Origin of the sequence: Bacillus sp. FSL E2-0195, assembly GCF_038003645.1 — a bacterium.
GTDB lineage: Bacteria > Bacillota > Bacilli > Bacillales > Bacillaceae_G > Bacillus_A > Bacillus_A mycoides.
The window spans coordinates 4,222,631-4,240,027 of the sequence record NZ_JBBOPN010000001.1 but is presented as its reverse complement, the minus strand read 5'-3'; the positions used below and the strand labels follow the sequence as shown (position 1 = coordinate 4,240,027).

Genomic DNA, 17,397 nt, shown 5'->3' with positions numbered 1-17,397 from the left:
TTTTTTACGCTAATCGGGACTTTTTATGACCTATAGGGACTTATAAAGTCCAGAATAGCAGAATAGGAGGAAATTTACATGGTAGTCAAAGAGAAAGTTGTAAATGAAATGCAAGAGGTAAAAGAGATGATTGATACGTTAGTAGATAACGGTCAAAAAGCTTTACAAGCATTAGAAAGTTTTACACAAGAGCAAATTGACAACATTGTTCATGAAATGGCGCTTGCGGGTGTCGATCAACATATGCCGCTTGCGAAGTTGGCTGTTGAAGAAACGGGCCGTGGCGTATATGAAGATAAATGCATTAAAAATATTTTTGCCACTGAATATATTTGGCATAGTATAAAGAAAGATAAAACGGTAGGAATTATTCATGAAGATCCTCATGAAGAAATAATAGAAATCGCAGAACCTGTCGGTGTAGTAGCTGGGGTAACGCCAGTAACGAACCCAACATCGACAACAATGTTTAAAGCATTAATCGCGATAAAAACGAGAAATCCAATTATTTTCGCATTTCATCCTTCTGCACAAAACTGTTCCGTTGCAGCGGCAAAAACAGTATATGATGCAGCAGTGAAAGCTGGTGCACCAAAGCATTGTATTCAATGGATTGAAAGACCTTCTGTGGAAGCAACGAAACAATTAATGAACCATGATGGTGTCGCACTCGTTCTAGCAACTGGAGGGGCTGGTATGGTGAAATCGGCTTATTCTACTGGTAAACCGGCGCTAGGTGTAGGGCCAGGTAATGTACCATGTTATATAGAGAAATCGGCACATGTAAAACGTGCTGTTAATGATTTGATTTTATCGAAAACATTTGATAACGGTATGATTTGTGCGTCAGAACAAGCTATCATTGTAGATAAGGAAATCTATAATGATGTTAAAGCAGAAATGATTGCAAATAATTGTTATTTTGTAACAGAGGAAGAGAGAAAGAAATTAGAAAAGCTTGTTATTAATGAAAATACATGTGCAGTAAATAGTGATATTGTTGGGAAATCAGCACAGTATATTGCTGAATTAGTAGGAATTACTGTACCTGAACATACAAAAATGCTTGTAGCTGAAATTAAAGGCATCGGAGCAGCGTATCCACTATCTCGTGAGAAACTGAGCCCAGTGTTAGCTTGTGTAAAAGCAAATTCATTAGAAGAAGGATTTATATATTGCGAAGAAATGTTAGAGCTTGGTGGCCTAGGGCATTCAGCGGTTATCCATTCTACAAATAAAGAAGTACAAAAACAATTTGGGTTACGTATGAAAGCCTGCCGTCTCATTGTAAATGCACCTTCATCACAAGGTGGAATTGGTGATATATATAATGGATTTATTCCATCACTTACGCTTGGTTGTGGCTCCTACGGGAAAAACTCAGTTTCCCAAAACGTAACGGCGACTCATTTATTAAATATAAAAAGGTTGGCAAATAGAAAAAAGAATATGCAGTGGTTCAAATTACCACCCAAAATTTATTTTGAAAAACATGCGACAGCATATTTAGCAAACATGCCTAACATTTCCCGCGCATTTATTGTAACGGATCCAGGGATGGTTGAGCACGGTTATGTAGATACAGTTACGCACTATTTACGTAAGCATACAAATGATGTGAAAGTTGAAGTTTTCTTTGAAGTTGAGCCAGATCCATCAGATGAAACTGTATTTAAAGGTGCGGACATGATGAAAAGCTTTAAACCAGATGTAATTATCGCGCTTGGTGGCGGTTCAGCTATGGATGCAGCAAAAGGGATGTGGCTATTCTATGAGCACCCAGAAACGACATTCTATGGAATAAAACAGAAGTTTTTAGATATAAGAAAACGTACATGTAAGTATCCAAGCTTGGGAAATAAAGCACAATTTGTTGCCATTCCAACAACATCAGGGACGGGATCAGAAGTGACGCCATTTGCGGTTATTACAGATAAGAAAAATAATATTAAATACCCGCTTGCGGATTATGAATTAACACCAGATGTAGCGATTGTTGATCCGCAATTTGTAATGACAGTACCACCTCATGTGACGGCAGATACTGGTATGGACGTATTAACACATGCAATTGAAGCGTATGTGTCTGTTCTGGCAAATGACTATACTGATGGTTTAGCATTAAAAGCAATTGATCTCGTATTTAAATATTTACCGAGAGCATATAAAGATGGAAATGATGAAGAAGCACGAGAAAAAATGCATAATGCTTCCGCAATCGCAGGGATGGCATTTGCAAATGCTTTCCTAGGTATTAATCATAGTTTAGCACATAAAATTGGACCGGAATTCCATATTCCGCATGGACGTGCGAATGCAATTCTTATGCCGCACGTAGTTCGCTATAATGCTATTAAGCCAAGAAAACACGCATTGTTCCCAAAATATGAGCACTTTGTGGCTGATGAACGCTATGCACATATTGCGAGAATGCTCGGGCTTCCAGCAAGCTCAACAGCGGAAGGTGTGGAATCACTCGTCCAAGCAATTATTGAGCTTGGAAAAAGCTTAAATATAAATATGAGTATTGCAGGACAAGGAGTTGCTAAAGACCAATTTGAAGGGGTTGTTGGATTATTAGCAGAAAGAGCTTTTGAAGATCAATGTACAACAGCTAATCCAAAATTACCGCTCATTTCAGAGCTGAAAGAAATCTATATGGAAGCATATAAAGGCGTATAATAGATAAAAAAGAGCCGCGAGTAAGCGGCTCTTTTTTACTTTGGAAAACATCTCCCAGATTGGTTCTATTTACTTGTCTTTAAGCTTGATAGAATGTGATAAAGTGAGGATGGGAGTGATAAGCAGATGAAAGAATTACAAGAAAAAATAGCAGATTATACCCGGTTTGCACAAGTACTTTTAGCTATAAGTACATTTTTAATGATCGGTTTATTAATTCCAAGTGGAATAAAAAGTATGGTACAGTCTTTTGTTATGATGGGGAGTATTATTGTATTTTTAGTTCTTGCTTTTTTCTTCTTTAAGCGTGTTAGAACGATGCGTGATCAATTAGAGGAGAGCGAATATGAAGAAAATTGTTAAATAGGGCGCTACGAAAAGAAGAAATCTTTTTGTAGCGTTTTTTCATTTTTGTAGAAAATGTATGCGTTTCATATTGACAATGATAATCCTTATCAATTAAAGTAGAATAGTAGTTAATGATTATTATTATCAATTAGAGGTGAAAGAATGAACAAATCTATTACGCTGTTCACAGCGATCTTATCTATTTTTTTCTTATTAATAGGTTGCAGTGCAAAAGAAAACGAAAAAGCATCCGCAACAAAAACAGACAAAGGAACAGACAAAATCGAAATTACCGATCTCTCAGACAGAAAGATAACATTCAATAAAGTTCCTGAAAGTTTTGCTACGTTGAGTATGGGAGACATGGATATTATTCATGCTTTAGGTGGAAAAATAGTAGGTCGTCCGGATACAAAATTAACTCTCCCAGAGGAATTAAAGAAAGCACAAGTAATCGGGAATGCACATCAACCGAATTTTGAGCAAATTGCTAGTTTAAAACCGGATGTACTTGTTGCTAACAATGGATTCCAAAAGAACATTCCAACGGTCGAAGGACAAGGAACAAAAGTAATCATTTCTTCAGCCAACTCTGTAAAAGATATTCAAAAGGGTATTGAAATGTATGGAACAGTAATGAAGAAAGAAGATAAAGCAAAAGAGCTTAACAAAAAAATTAATGATCAAATGAAGAAATATGAGAAAAAGAGTGACGTTAAAGCGTTGCTAGTTTATGGAGCACCAGGCACTTATTTAGCAGCATTACCAACATCTCTATCAGGGGATATTTTAGAAAAAACAGGCGGGAAAAATATCGCAGCTAGTTTTCCAGAAATGAAAGAGTATCCGCAATATGCACAGCTAAGTGTAGAACGTATTATTGAAGCAAATCCAGATGTGATTTATTTAATTACACATGGAGATCCCAATAGTGTGAAAAAAGCATTTGAAGGCGAAATGATGAAAAATGAAGCATGGAAAAATTTAGATGCAGTAAAACAAAATCGTGTAGTTATTTTACCACCAGATTTATTTGGATCAAATCCTGGGACAAAAGTTACAGAAGCGATGGACTTTATGTATAAAAGTATACAAGATGTAAGGAAATGATAAGTATGGAGAGTAGTGAAATATTAAGAGAAAAGGAACATCCTTTTGCGAGAAAAAGGTGGATAATAACAGTTACTTTAGTCGTATTAACTGTTCTAGGTCTTTTTTATGGCCTTTTTGCAGGGAGCTTATCTTTTTCTTTACGAGACATTATAGAAGGTATACAAGATGAAGGTTCGACAGTTCATCGAATTGTATGGGATCTTCGTATACCGAGAGTGCTCGTTGGTTTTATAGTAGGAACGTGTTTAGCTGCATCAGGAGCATTATTGCAAGGGGTTATGAGAAATCCTCTTGCAGATCCTGGAATTATCGGAGTTTCATCAGGAGCAGGTCTTGTAGCAATTATAATCATGATTTTATTTCCTCAACATATGGCATTCTTACCACTAGGAGCGTTTTTAGGAGCTTTTATTACAGCAATGGTCATTTACGCACTATCATGGCAAAAGGGGGCGCCACCTTCACGAATTGTATTAGTAGGTGTTTCAATAAACGCATTAATTGGTGCAGCGACTTCAGCGCTAATGTTATTACATAGCGACAAAGTACAATCAGTTTTACCGTGGTTAGCTGGTGGTATTGGTGGTGTTAGTTGGGCACATTTAAATATGATTATTTACTATGCGATATTCGCTATTATATTAGCTTTCTTCGGTATTAAACATATTCGAGTATTAATGCTTGGGGATGAAATGGCAAAATTATTAGGGTATAACGTGGAAAGAAGTCGATTTTATTTAATAGTAGTAAGTACAATGTTAGCTGGAATAGCAGTTAGTGTTTCTGGTCTTATTGGATTTGTCGGTCTTGTTGTACCGCATATGTTACGTTTATTAGTTGGAAATGACTATAAATATTTACTGCCATTATCATGCCTTGGCGGTGGGATATTACTTGTTTTTGCGGATGCGATAGCTCGAAGTTGGTTCGATCCAATCGAATTGCCTGTTGGTATTTTATTGTCCTTCTTAGGTGGTCCGTTCTTCTTATATTTAATCCATAGAGGAGGAAAACAACGTGATTTCCGTTAACAAAGTGTTTTACGCACATTCTGAAAGATTTCAAATGCAAAATATGAATGTACATATTAAAGCTGGAGAAATCGTTAGTTTAATCGGCCCGAATGGATCGGGGAAATCTACTTTGCTTCGTTTAATAGCACGGCTACTTAAACAAAGCGAAGGAGACATCATTTTAGATGGGGAAAATATTTATACGATGAAGAGTGCAGATGTAGCGAAGCAATTAGCGATGTTACCACAAATGCACGATCATCAATTAGATTTAACAGTGAAAGAACTAATAGAGTTCGGAAGAGGTCCTCATAAATCATGGAGTAGTCGCTTAAATAAAGAAGATGAAGAAATTGTTGATTGGGCATTGTCTGTTACAAAGCTTGAAGGGTATGAATATCGTCTTTTACAATCCTTATCAGGAGGAGAAAGGCAACGTGCTTGGATTGCAATGACGCTTGCACAACGCACAAATGTCTTACTATTAGATGAACCAACAACCTTTTTAGATATCGTCCATCAGTTAGAAGTAATGGAACTTGTTAAACGATTAAACGAAGAGTTTGGTATGACGATTGTAATGGTTTTACATGATATTAATCAAGCGGCTCAATATAGCGATCGTTTACTCGTATTAAAACAAGGGAAGATTCAGTATGATGGCGTACCAGAAGAAGTACTATGTCATCAAATGTTTCAGCGTGTATTTGGAATTGAAGTTGATATATTCCAAGGGAGTGACAAGCCATTTTTTACACCGAAACGAATTTGTGAAAAGGGAGAAGAGAGATGCAAACAGACGAGCGTATTACCACTGAGTTAGTAAGAGAATTTGTTATGGCAGCTCACGGAGATCTAGAAAGAGTACAGGAGCTTTTGGCCGAATCATCGAGCTTACTTCATGCTTCTTATAATTGGGGTGGCTCAGATTGGGAAAGTGCCTTAGGAGCAGCGGCCCATGTAGGCCGTAAAGATATTGCTCTTTATTTACTGGAAAAGGGAGCTCGGATGGATATTTTTGCAGCAGCTATGCTGGGTGAACTTGAAGTCGTACAAGCCATTTTAGTAGCACAACCAGAAGCATTACGTGCATCTGGCCCACATGGCATCTCTCTTCTTCAACATGCACGAATGGGTGGAGAAAAAGCTCAGCGTGTATTTGAGTACTTAACAGTGCTTTCTTAATGACCGCAAAGTTCTTATGTGCGGTAAACTTTCCACTCAAAGGATTGGAAGGTTTACCGCCCGTTAGAACGGGATAAGTATCTAGTATATTTGAAAATCCTACACCCCCTCAATTGTAGTTTTCTTTATACTAGTTATGATATGGATGCAGTAGACACTCTTTTGTCTACTGCTTTTTTTTGATATAATACACTTTTATAAGATTGAATTTTCTTTCTTTTTGGTAACTTTCTTGATATGAATTATTCAACACTTACGTAGTTTGAAATATGTTGTTATGTAATGAGGTTCAAAATGATGGGAGTGAATAAAAGAGTGTTCCATACAGATCGCTTACAATTTCGCAAATATACAATGGATGATTTACCATTTTATGCTTCTTTATGGGGGGATGAGAAGGTAATGCGCTATATTGGAAATGGAACGTTAAAAACATTTATGCAATGTAAAAAAAGTTTGGAGGAGAGGGTACTTCCAAATTATAAAAATGGTCTCGGTTTATTTGTAATGATTGAAAAGGAAACAGGGATAAGAATTGGTCATGCAGGACTTGTCAAGCAGAAGGTAGATGGAAAAGAGGAAATTGAGATTGGCTATTGGCTACTTCCTAAATATTGGGGGAAAGGGTATGCGAAAGAGGCTGCGGCGGCTTTTCGAGACTATGGTTTTCAAGCATTACAAATGAATAAATTAATTTCACTTATTAATCCGAACCACCCAGCTTCAATATTTGTTGCTAGAAAAACAGGGCTTAGTTATGAGAAAACAACTTCATTTCATGAGATGGAAGTTCTCGTTTATTCCATTAAGCGGGTTGGATGAAAAAAGGTGAATTGCATTTTTTGGAGAATGGTATATAAAAAATAAAGGGAGGGATTACATGTATATTTATCATAATGGATTAATTATTCGTGAAGGAACGAATGGAGTGCCAGCATATGCGATTAAGACATTATTTGAAGATGCTGGCTGGAGTAATGATAATATCCCTTCTTGGCAAATTGAAAAGTTTACGATTGCATTTGAAAATTCAACATGGGCTTTCACAATTTGGGATGAAGAAGAAATGGTCGCGATGGTTAGAGTGATTTCTGATCAAATCATGGTTGCTAACATAGTAAATTTAGTTGTGAAGTGTGAGTATAGGGGGAAAGGGTTAGGTAAGAAACTTGTAGCTCTTTGTTTACAAAAGCTTCCGCATGGCGATTGGTTTGCGCATACGTCCGCTAACAATTTTGATTTTTATAGAAGTTGTGATTTTGAAGTAAGAGAGTTATCAAGAAATGGAACATGTGCGTACTATGGGTATCAAGTGGCCAAAGAGGAAGGGCATCGATAACTTATAAGGTAATAAAGAAAAAGGATTGCTATTTTAATAATATAAACTGAACTGAGACTCATTTTGTGATAAAATAAAAGAAAATTCAGTTTATTAAACGGGGGATAAAAATGAATGTAAAAGTTGGGGATATATTTAAATACGAAAGAAGATTTACCGAGGAAGAAGTTTTTGAATTTGCAAATATTACAGGCGATAAAGGTAGACATCATATGGAATATGATGAGAATGGAAGATTAATGGTCCATGGTTTATTGACTGCTAGCATTGGGACGAAAGTAGGCGAAGAGTTACATTACATAGCGAGGGAATTAGTAAGTGAGTTTATTAGACCAGTTTTTACAGGGGATACGGTTACTTGTGAATTAACTTTAACAAATATTGAGCAAATGGAAGGATATAAAAAAGTTTCAATTGAGTCAGTTTATCGCAATCAACATGAAAAGACCGTACTAGTTGGGACGAGTTATGGAATTATAAGGGGATAAAAAAGAAGCCTGTTACGAAACAGGCTTCTTTTTTATCGTTTAGTAAACACGTTTTCGATTTTCCGCATGACTAGAGATAAGTAATAATGCAGATTCTTCACCTATATTGCGAACAATATGAGGAACGCATGCATTCCAAGAGAAAGAATCACCTTCTTCTACAATCGCAATATCTTCTCCATGTTGAACTTCTAGTTTTCCGCGTAATACAAGATGACACTCTTCACCTTCATGAGCATTTGGTGAGTTTTCTTTCGGGAATCCGGCAGAAATTTCTACTAGAGATAGGCGGAGACCACCTTGCTCCGCAACATGCTCAATTCTTTGTTCATCTTTTCCATACACACTGTATTTACGCTCTTCTTTTTTTACAATTTTCAAACGATCTTTTTGTTCTAACAATAAATATGGAAGGGGGACATTTAAAAAATTAGCGATCATTTCTAAAGTTGGGATAGATGGTGATGTTTTATTGTTTTCAACCTGACTCATAAAGCCTTTAGAAAGACCTGTTCCTTCACAAATTTGGGCAATCGTAATTCCTCTACGTTGACGAATTTCACGAATCGCAGAACCGATATTCATAAAATCATGCTCCTTTTTGTAAACAACTATTTGTATCATAGCAAAAAAAAAATATTTTTTCTCATGAAAAATGAATTGACGAATAAAAATAATTAGTGTATGTTTTGTAATGTAAATAAAAGTTTTGTATAACAAAACTATAAAGGAGAGAAAGAAATGAATCAACATATTGGTAACTTAATTATTCGTATCGTGTTAGGGGTAACGTTCTTTATGCACGGTTTAACAAAATTCCAATCAGGAATTGACAATATTGCAGGGTGGTTTACAAGCATTGGTTTACCAGGAGGACTTGCATACGGTGTAGCAACAGTTGAATTAGTTGGAGGTCTATTGTTAATTCTAGGTTTAGGCGTAAGGTATATTGGCTTATTATTTGCACTTGTTATGGTTGGAGCGATTGTGAAAGTAAAATGGTCAGCTGGTTTGTTAGGAGACGGGAAAAATCCTGGATTTGAGTTAGAACTTGCATTATTAGCGATGGGTGCTTACTTATTTGTTGCGAAAGCTAATGGTTTTGTAGATAATTTCTTAAAAGAGAAAATGTTAAAGAAGAATTAATTAAAATGGGGGTATAACAAAATGGGCTTTCCACTTCATCCCGAAACAACACTTGGGGTTGTTCATTTATATGTATCAAATTTAAAGAAATCGCTAGAGTTTTATACAGAAGTATTGCGTATGAAGGTACTGGAAGAAAAAAGTACAATCGTTACGTTTGGTAATGAGGACAATGAGCCACTTCTCATAATAGAAGAAAAGGAAGACGCTCTTCCGAAGCAAAGAGGTCGAACTGGTTTATATCACTATGCAATTTTATTACCAAACAGACAAGACTTAGCAAATATTCTTCGTCATTTTGTTGAGAGAGTACACCCATTACATGGTGGGGCTGACCATTACTTTAGTGAAGCTCTTTATTTAGCTGATCCAGATGGAAACGGGATTGAAATTTATCATGATCGCCAAAAAGAAGTTTGGCATGATGAAAATGGAGAGCTACCATTTGTTAGTAACCCGTTAGACGGCGAAGGATTATTACAGCAAGGAAGTACATGGAATGGGTTCCCGGCTGGTACTGTGATGGGGCACATTCATTTACATGTAGCTGACTTAGAAGAAGCGAAACATTTCTATGTTGATGGCCTTGGTTTTGATGTAACGATTCCAGCTCGTAATGGAGCGTTGTTCGTATCAGCAGGTGGTTATCATCACCATGTCGGTTTAAATACATGGCAGGGTGAAGGTATACCACCACAAATGCCAAATTCCGTTGGTTTGAAATATTTCACAATTGTACTAGCAGATGAAAAACAAAAAGAGCAAGTGTGTGAAAGTTTAAAATATATTGGCGTAGTTGCTACGTATAAAGATGGAATATTACAGGCCAAGGATCCGTTTGGACATTGTATACATTTTAAAGTGAAAGGAGAAGCCTAAAAAGGCTTCTCTTTTTTCACTTTCTTATAATAGCTTTTTCATTTTGTAAAAATAGTTCATCAAATTGCTTTGCAAGGTCAAAATCTAGTTTCGTTAAACCTTTTGCATTCCATGATGACAAAGTAATAATGACTGCTTTATACTGGATAAGGATAAATGGGTGGTGATTATGTTCTTCTGATAGTTTGGCGGCTTCAGAGACAAATTCGACTCCTTTTAAGTAGTCGGAAAACATATATTTTCTTTCAATCCATTTTTCATCTTTCACTGTCCATTTATCCAGCTTTGTTAATTCCTCTTGTACTTCTTCATTAGTTAATCGTAGCATCATTTTTCACATCCTTTACCTGCAGTAACGCAAGACCATTGTTAATAAGACGTGTTACAGATTCTTCAGTTGTGAAAGTAGAAAGTTGTTGTAATAATGCTGCTGATGCTTCGTGTCCTTTGTTATGTTCTAAAAGCAATTCTAAAATTTCAAGACGAAGCAACCATTCTTTCGGATGAAATTTATTTAATACTTCTTGAATAGCTATTAATTGATCAGTATGAGTATCGTGTAAAATACTATCGTTACGTATATCTCGAACTGTTTGATACATACGTTCAAGCTTATTCAGTACAAGTGGATCAGGCGTTTCTTGTACTTCTTCATTCATCGGGAAAAATGCAGCCGCATCTGCCGCTCCTGGGAATACAGAAGTGATTTGTGAGCCGACAGCCATATCAAATGCTCCCCATGAAGGATCAAATAATAAGCGATCTTTATGAGTAACTGCACAATTTATAAAGGAGATAAGAGCAATTTTTTTATCATTTTTTACAATGTCTGTTACTGTTCCTTTTACATGAATGCCACTTGCAAAAGTAAAATCTGCACTGCTTCCAATTGTAATGCCTAATGATTGTAATTGTTCTTCTGTACAATTTTCTAATGCAATATCTCCATCTAGTAATCCGATTGGTGTCCCGAATCCATCGCTGTGCACAGATGTAGAATGATTTGCTAGTTGTTTATTATGAATTGCTAATGCAGTTGGTGAGCTTGTTCGTGTGTAAATAACTTCACCAGTATCATTTTTAATTGTCTCTGTAAATGTACCCGTAATTTGTAATCCACTACTTAGCTCAGTTGTAGCATGATTTTCGGAGCGGATTGCTTTTTCTAATCCTTCTGTTCCACCTGTTTTAAATGCCATCGTTGTAGAGAACTGCTCAAGGGCCTCAGTCAATTCTTCAAATGATTCACAAACAAATAGCTGTGGTTGCATTTTTGTTACATCATAAGTTGTCCCGGTGCAAGCTTCAATTGAGAATGGGACTTTCTTTACAGCGTTTGTTAAGCAATGCTTACTTTCACCGACAGAGGAAAGGAGACCAGCACCGTAAATTTTCGGATCATTTATATTGCCTATTAAGCCGTATTCCACTGTCCACCAGAATAAACGTGAAATTTGTTCTGCTTCTGATAAACCAGAAACTAAGTTTTGTTTTTCGATTACAGCATTTTCAGCAACTGTAACTTCTTCAGGTGTAGAAGTAGGGCTTTCTTTTACGATCGTTAATGTACGAACGGCTTCAAAAGCATCATGTTCTTCTTTTGTGGAGAAAGCTTTCGCTCCAATTTGTCCAAAGCGTTTCACATATTTTGCATATGTAGAATCAAGCAAAATCGGTGCGTGGCCTGCAGCTTCATGAACGATATCAGGAGCGGGTGTATACTCGATATTTTCTACTTTACGAATATCTGTTGCGATTGGTAGTAATCCATGCCCCTGAAAATCGAAGAATGCGACGCCGGGAATAAGTCCGTCAATCGTTACGGCACCCCAGCCGCTTGGTGCTAAACAGTCATTCATTTCTTCTACTTTTGGAATTGCATCTATATTAATACCAGATGATTGTAGTCCGTTAACATAGGATGGATGAGCAACATCTTTTAAGAAGCTATGGTTTTGTCTCATAATGTAACGCCAAACAGCGTGATTCACCGGTGTGTATTGATCATAATGCTGTGTGGATACGAATGGTTTTAAATGTGATGGAATTTCTTTTTTCTTTGTCATTTAGACGTCCTCCTTTTTCTCTATAAAAATGAATACCAGTTTTGTATAGCTTGTACCACCTCCTTTCAGAATTGTAAGCGCTTATAAAATTTTATCATAACATTCGAAATTCTTTAACAACTGTTTGCGTGAGAAATAGAAAAATCCCCTATCGGAAAATCCGATAGGGGCGAAAAAATCGCGGTACCACCCTATTTGTAAGTGAAAATATACTTACATCTCAACTAATGATAACGGAAAAATCCCGTCTTTTCCTTCATGCATAAAAGCACTACGAAAAAGAAGCTCCAGAATTGTAATTCGTACTTATATATGTGCTAATTCCCACCGACCATTAGCTCTCTGAAACAGGGATACAAGATACTACTGCGATTCTTTCAACGCGTATATATGAAGTTATTTAAAAGGGAAGGACGCAAAAAAGCCCCTATCGGAAAATCCGATAGGGACGATAAAAATCGCGGTACCACCCTATTTGTAAACAATTAATTGTTTACCACTTACTTTAAGATAACGGAAAGATCCGTCTTTCTCTTCATGCATAAAAAGCATTACGGGAAAGAAGCTCCAGAATTGTAATTCACGCTTGTATATGTACTGATTCGCACCAACCATCAGTTCTCTGAGACAGGGATATAAGTCGCTACTAGTATTCCTTCAAAGCCGATATATAATTCGTTCAACTAAACTATGTTTTGTATTATAAAACTATATTTAAAAGCTTGTCAACAATAATTTTATTATTTCACTTCTAAATCGACGTTTAAATTAGATTTATTTCCAGCTGCATCGGTTGCTACAATATGAATTGTATTCTTTCCTTGTTGTAATTGACTACGATCGAAATAAATTTCATAGTTTTTCTCCCAAGGATTTAGGTATGCACTTTCCCATGCTCCATTTCCGTTAATTTCATACTGTATCGTTACGGGATGTCCTGGAGCAACCCATCCGGATTCTGCCATCCAATCCAAAAGTATATCATCTACTTTACCTCTAATTACGAGGTTTTCTTGATCTACTTCAGACGATAATTTCGGTGCAGTACGATCGACAAACACAGCTCCTGTCTGTTTCGTTTCTCCACCAGAGTTAGAAGCAACAGCTTCGATTTGGTATAAGCCATCAGGTAGAGGAGATCCGTCGGTTTTCGTACCATTCCATTTGAAAGATTTATAACCAGGTGTTTCGTTTTTACCTTGATGTATCATGCCTTGATATGTTACACGGTCTTTCGTAATTAAATTAGCGTGAAATGTTACATCCTCCACTGGTGTAACTAAATAGTAATTGATCAGGTTGTCATCTAGTATTCCATCATTATTTGGACTAAAAGTAGAATTAACGATTTCAAGACCATCAATACGTTTGTATTCTTTCGGATCAATGCTAAACGTAAATGGAATACGCATTTCTTCAGTCTTACCTTGCTCTTTCACATATAGATTTCCCGTATATACACCTTGTGGTAAGGAGCTATCTACATTAATAGTAAAAGGCTTTTCGATGTTACTATTAGGTTTCACACTAATAGAAGAAGAGAAAGAAGTCTGGACTTTTGTTTTTGTATCTAGTAATTCAATGCGAGTTGAAAAGTTTTTCTTTTTGTTAGAAAGATTTTGTAATGTAATATTTTGTGTTAACTTCACTTTGCCGCTATTAGGTTTAATAAGACCGAAACTTACATTGTTAGGTTTCACTAATGCATCTGTTTGGGCTGCTTTTGGAATGTTAATTAAACCAGATCCTTGTGCCATGACAGGATATGTATTTTCATTGACATCCTTTAATGTTTTTGCAGTGTTGGCAAGAGCTGCTTTCAATTGTTCTGTCGTCCAATCAGGATGCATTTGACGCAGCAGGGCAACGGCTCCCGCCACTTGTGGCGCAGCCATACTTGTTCCGTTGTGAGATTCATAGCCACCTCTCGGCACTGTACTAGTAATTTGTACTCCAGGTGCAACAATATCAGGCTTTATTAGCCAACTACCTTGTGATGGTCCTCTTGAACTAAAGTTACCAATAAGTTCTGTTTGCTTTGGTTGTCCAATTTTTATATTTTTCTTTCGTTTTGTAATTAAAGTTTTTAACTCTTCGCCATTTGTATTTGATAGTTGCATAACTGGAAGAGCTACATCTTCACGTACAAAATATTCGGGCATAAGATTAATTTCTTTTTCGTTAGAAATTAGTAGCACGCCAAGAGCGCCAGCTTGTTTCGCTTGTTCTGCTTTTACTAACGTGCTTGAAGTTCCTTGTAAAACAAGGGCGAACTTACCTTTCACATCTTGTTTAGCGTAATCACTTGAATTACCGTAGCCAACATATACAAGCTGAGCATCGTTGCCTACTTGGAAATCTGATTTTGATAACGGTAATCCTTGGTAAGATTTATTGGAACCAGCTACTTGGAATGTTGGAAATGGAATAGAAACAGTAGATGCACCAACAGAGATGACACTACTTGCGTTACCAGGAGCGTCAACAGACCAAGGTTTTGGTCCATCATTTCCATTTGAGACGACTGCAGTAACACCAAGTTTTGCTGCGCGTTCTAACGTCATTGTTACAGGTTGATCAGGTACATTCAAATCTTGACCAAGAGATAGATTTAAAACATCGGCACCATCTTGAATAGCTCGCTCAATACCTTGAATAATATCATCGGTCGTACCGGTACCACCATCATTCATGACACGGTAAGCGAGTATAGAAGCATTCGGAGCAATCCCCTTTATTTTTCCGTTACCCGCAATAATTCCAGCAACATGGGTACCGTGGACATTTCCATCCATCGGATCATTATCTTCATCGACTGTATCATAGCCACCGATATAATTTGCTTGTAAATCAGGATGGGTATAGTCGACACCTGAATCGATAATAGCGACTTTCATCCCTTTCCCATCAAGGGGTATACCAGTTGGATCTTTTAAATTCCAAGCTTCAGGTGCACCAACTGTAGGGCCTCCTACGTTTGGTGTTTCTTGATCTGCTAGGCTTTTTGACGTTTCATGTAATTTATATGTTAAGTTCGGATAAATTGCTTTTACTTCAGGTAAAGAAGCTAGAGCGGCAATTTGATCCCCTGGGATAGAAATAGAAAATCCAGAAAATAACGTACTATACGTTTCTTTTATGGTTGCTTTCGGTGCTTTTTCTTTTATTTTCTTTGTTGTATCCTCTTGTGCTTTTTTTAGTTGTGCATGGTATGATTGCACATTGCTATTTTGTAGGTCCGGAGCATGTTGAATGTTACTTTGTGAAGCGAGTGGAGCATGTTGCAATTCTACAATAACTGAAATTTCTTTTGATGTTTTTGTTTCAACATTTTGCGCGATTTTGTTTTCTCCCCATTGTTCAATATTTGCTTTTAAATGTGGACTAAATTGCTTCTCTTTTTGCAGTGATTCAGCATGGGCGCTTAATGCTCCAAAGCTCGAAAAGACGAGCGCCATACTTAATAGTGTTGATGTAGTTTTCTTCATTGAAACTCCCCCTAATAAAAGTGCTAATTTTCCGAAAATAAATATTGCATTTTTATCGTTAATTATAGGTACGGATGTTGGCTAAACTATCCATTCGACATAATTCATACCAATCCTCTTTGAATTGAAAATTTCTTGGGAAATTTTTTGGGATTATGTCGAATAGCTAAAATTTGCATATAGTAAGCGGAATATGAGGAATGCTAAAGGGGAAAATGGGGGTGCTACATGAAAAGGTTTATAGTAAGTGGAATCGTGATTTTGTTCCTTTTTTTCTGTTCAAGTTCTATTACTAGCGCAGAAAACAATGGAGTGAAAGTTGCCTTTATTCGTAATCATAATCTATGGATTAAAGTCGGTGAAAAAGAAAAACAAATTACAAAAGGAGAGTACATAACAGGGCCGAAATGGTCACATAATGGAGAATGGCTTGCATATGCAAAAGGAAAGAAGCGAAACCACTTTGAACTGTATCGGCTAAAAGATGGAAAGAAAGTTAGACCATCTCAATCAGAAGCATCGAATTATCAATGGTCACCAACAGAGAATATAATTGCATTTGTATTTGCACGCACATTAAATACATTTGATGTTGAAAAAAAGAAAGCAGATTTTGAAAACGTAGCTAATGGTGTAGGTGACTATGCATGGTATCCTGATGGTAAGAAGTTTCTTGTATCATCAGAAGCGTACTTGCTTCCAACAGGATGGACAGGTGCTCAGTTATATGAAATACAAAAGGATGCAAATATGAATCCTCATAAGATGAAGCATTTATATGCACTACCGAATGAGCATGATGACTTTTTGGCATTAGTTGGAAGTGGATTTAATTGGTCGTCAGATCAAAAATGGATTTCGTTTTTGGCAGTACCAACAGCTTCTTTGTCAGCTGATAGTAATACCCTTTGCTTAATTCGATCAGACGGCAGTCGTTTTGAAACAGTAGATCAAATGTTATTAAACACACAATGGTTCAAATGGGCGCCATCAAAAAATATATTAGCCTATATTGAAGGAAGCGGGAGAGTTGCTTTAGAGAATAAGCATTTAAAAATAAAAGAATTGCCGGCTCTCCAGCAAAATACATTTACTCCAAAAGGCTATGTTGATTGGGATTTCACATGGAAGAACGAGAATGTAATTATCGTTTCAAGGGCAAAGGAAGCAGAGCTATCGGTCCCTCTAGAAAAAAGGCCACTACCATCTTTATATGAAATAAATAGTACAACAGATGAACAACATCAAATTACAAAGCCATCCAATAGCCAAGGCGATTATAACCCTATTTTTAGTAAGAAAAGCAACCAATTAATGTGGCTCCGTTCAAATCGTAAGAAAGCTGATGTATGGCTTGCTCATAACGATGGAAAACATGAAAAGAAATGGATTGAAAATATAGATGTACCAGAGTGGTATTATGAGAAATGGAATTGGGAAGATGTCGTTTCGGTTAAAGACGAGTAAAAAAACCTGCCTGAAATATAATTTCCAGGTAGGTTTTTCAATGTTATTTATGTGTTTTATTTGGCTTTTTTTTCGCAGGGTTTCCGTTCCCTTGGCGCTTTCTATTTTGTTCATCTTTTGCTTGTTTTTCATGTAATGTATCTAAAAAGTCATTTGAGTTACTCATTTTTATATCTCTCCTTT

Annotated in this window: 17 protein-coding genes and 2 other annotated features; of the genes, 12 read left to right on the top strand and 5 right to left on the bottom strand. The window is 36.6% G+C overall.

What is annotated here, in order from left to right; translation table 11 throughout:
- The first annotated feature begins 78 nt into the window (after positions 1-78).
- From adhE to MHH59_RS21830, 9 genes are all read left to right on the top strand, one after another.
- Complete coding sequence (gene adhE, locus MHH59_RS21870; protein ID WP_201056931.1) at positions 79-2,682, top strand: bifunctional acetaldehyde-CoA/alcohol dehydrogenase; 2,604 nt, start codon at positions 79-81, stop codon at positions 2,680-2,682.
- 126 nt (positions 2,683-2,808) lie between these two features.
- A complete protein-coding gene (locus MHH59_RS21865; RefSeq protein WP_002034123.1) occupies positions 2,809-3,045 on the top strand; it encodes a YrhC family protein in 237 nt (78 codons plus the stop codon).
- 147 nt (positions 3,046-3,192) lie between these two features.
- Positions 3,193-4,140: an ABC transporter substrate-binding protein gene (locus tag MHH59_RS21860; RefSeq protein WP_201052991.1), complete on the top strand. Its 948-nt coding sequence runs from the start codon at positions 3,193-3,195 to the stop codon at positions 4,138-4,140.
- Between the two features lie 5 nt (positions 4,141-4,145).
- A complete protein-coding gene (locus MHH59_RS21855) occupies positions 4,146-5,174 on the top strand; it encodes a FecCD family ABC transporter permease (protein WP_078177920.1) in 1,029 nt (342 codons plus the stop codon).
- Complete coding sequence (locus MHH59_RS21850; protein WP_002129193.1) at positions 5,161-5,979, top strand: ABC transporter ATP-binding protein; 819 nt, start codon at positions 5,161-5,163, stop codon at positions 5,977-5,979. The genes MHH59_RS21855 and MHH59_RS21850 overlap by 14 nt, the downstream gene beginning before the upstream one ends.
- A complete protein-coding gene (locus tag MHH59_RS21845) occupies positions 5,946-6,341 on the top strand; it encodes an ankyrin repeat domain-containing protein (protein ID WP_078177919.1) in 396 nt (131 codons plus the stop codon). The genes MHH59_RS21850 and MHH59_RS21845 overlap by 34 nt, the downstream gene beginning before the upstream one ends.
- Positions 6,342-6,635: 294 nt before the next feature.
- Positions 6,636-7,163 carry a GNAT family N-acetyltransferase gene (locus tag MHH59_RS21840; protein WP_002129191.1) on the top strand — a complete coding sequence of 176 codons (528 nt, stop codon included), beginning with the start codon at positions 6,636-6,638 and terminating at the stop codon, positions 7,161-7,163.
- Positions 7,164-7,221: 58 nt separating this feature from the next.
- Positions 7,222-7,680 carry a GNAT family N-acetyltransferase gene (locus MHH59_RS21835; RefSeq protein ID WP_002129190.1) on the top strand — a complete coding sequence of 153 codons (459 nt, stop codon included), beginning with the start codon at positions 7,222-7,224 and terminating at the stop codon, positions 7,678-7,680.
- Between the two features lie 110 nt (positions 7,681-7,790).
- On the top strand, positions 7,791-8,168 hold the full coding sequence (locus MHH59_RS21830) for a MaoC/PaaZ C-terminal domain-containing protein (protein WP_002129189.1): 378 nt from the start codon (positions 7,791-7,793) through the stop codon (positions 8,166-8,168).
- A gap of 39 nt (positions 8,169-8,207) precedes the next feature.
- Here the strand turns inward: MHH59_RS21830 and MHH59_RS21825 are convergent, their stop codons facing one another.
- Positions 8,208-8,753, bottom strand: coding sequence for a helix-turn-helix domain-containing protein (locus MHH59_RS21825; protein ID WP_340852321.1), 546 nt, complete (start codon positions 8,751-8,753; stop codon positions 8,208-8,210).
- Positions 8,754-8,909: 156 nt separating this feature from the next.
- Between MHH59_RS21825 and MHH59_RS21820 the strand changes: the two genes are divergently transcribed.
- Positions 8,910-9,314 (top strand): DoxX family protein, encoded by a 405-nt coding sequence (locus MHH59_RS21820; protein WP_002015248.1) that lies wholly within the window; start codon positions 8,910-8,912, stop codon positions 9,312-9,314.
- 21 nt (positions 9,315-9,335) lie between these two features.
- Positions 9,336-10,193: a VOC family protein gene (locus MHH59_RS21815; RefSeq protein ID WP_050000293.1), complete on the top strand. Its 858-nt coding sequence runs from the start codon at positions 9,336-9,338 to the stop codon at positions 10,191-10,193.
- A 16-nt stretch (positions 10,194-10,209) separates the two neighbouring features.
- On the opposite strand, the gene MHH59_RS21810 is transcribed toward MHH59_RS21815, so the two are convergent.
- The 3 genes from MHH59_RS21810 to MHH59_RS21800 all read right to left on the bottom strand — a co-directional run bounded on the left by MHH59_RS21810 (position 10,210) and on the right by MHH59_RS21800 (position 15,747).
- Positions 10,210-10,524 carry a 4a-hydroxytetrahydrobiopterin dehydratase gene (locus tag MHH59_RS21810; RefSeq protein WP_002167644.1) on the bottom strand — a complete coding sequence of 105 codons (315 nt, stop codon included), beginning with the start codon at positions 10,522-10,524 and terminating at the stop codon, positions 10,210-10,212.
- The gene (locus MHH59_RS21805; RefSeq protein WP_078177917.1) at positions 10,505-12,259 is read right to left on the bottom strand and encodes an aromatic amino acid hydroxylase; all 1,755 of its coding nucleotides are present in this window, start codon (positions 12,257-12,259) and stop codon (positions 10,505-10,507) included. The genes MHH59_RS21810 and MHH59_RS21805 overlap by 20 nt, the downstream gene beginning before the upstream one ends.
- A 162-nt stretch (positions 12,260-12,421) precedes the next feature.
- Positions 12,422-12,649 (bottom strand) — a binding site (T-box leader).
- Between the two features lie 51 nt (positions 12,650-12,700).
- Positions 12,701-12,929: a binding site (T-box leader), on the bottom strand.
- A gap of 70 nt (positions 12,930-12,999) precedes the next feature.
- Entirely contained in the window at positions 13,000-15,747 is a 2,748-nt protein-coding gene (locus MHH59_RS21800) for a S8 family peptidase (RefSeq protein ID WP_078177916.1), read from the bottom strand.
- A gap of 228 nt (positions 15,748-15,975) precedes the next feature.
- On the opposite strand from MHH59_RS21800, the gene MHH59_RS21795 reads away from it, so the two are divergent.
- Entirely contained in the window at positions 15,976-17,214 is a 1,239-nt protein-coding gene (locus MHH59_RS21795) for a TolB family protein (RefSeq protein WP_340852317.1), read from the top strand.
- Between the two features lie 43 nt (positions 17,215-17,257).
- On the opposite strand, the gene MHH59_RS21790 is transcribed toward MHH59_RS21795, so the two are convergent.
- The gene (locus MHH59_RS21790) at positions 17,258-17,380 is read right to left on the bottom strand and encodes a DUF4023 domain-containing protein (protein ID WP_000071861.1); all 123 of its coding nucleotides are present in this window, start codon (positions 17,378-17,380) and stop codon (positions 17,258-17,260) included.
- Between the last annotated feature and the right edge of the window lie 17 nt (positions 17,381-17,397).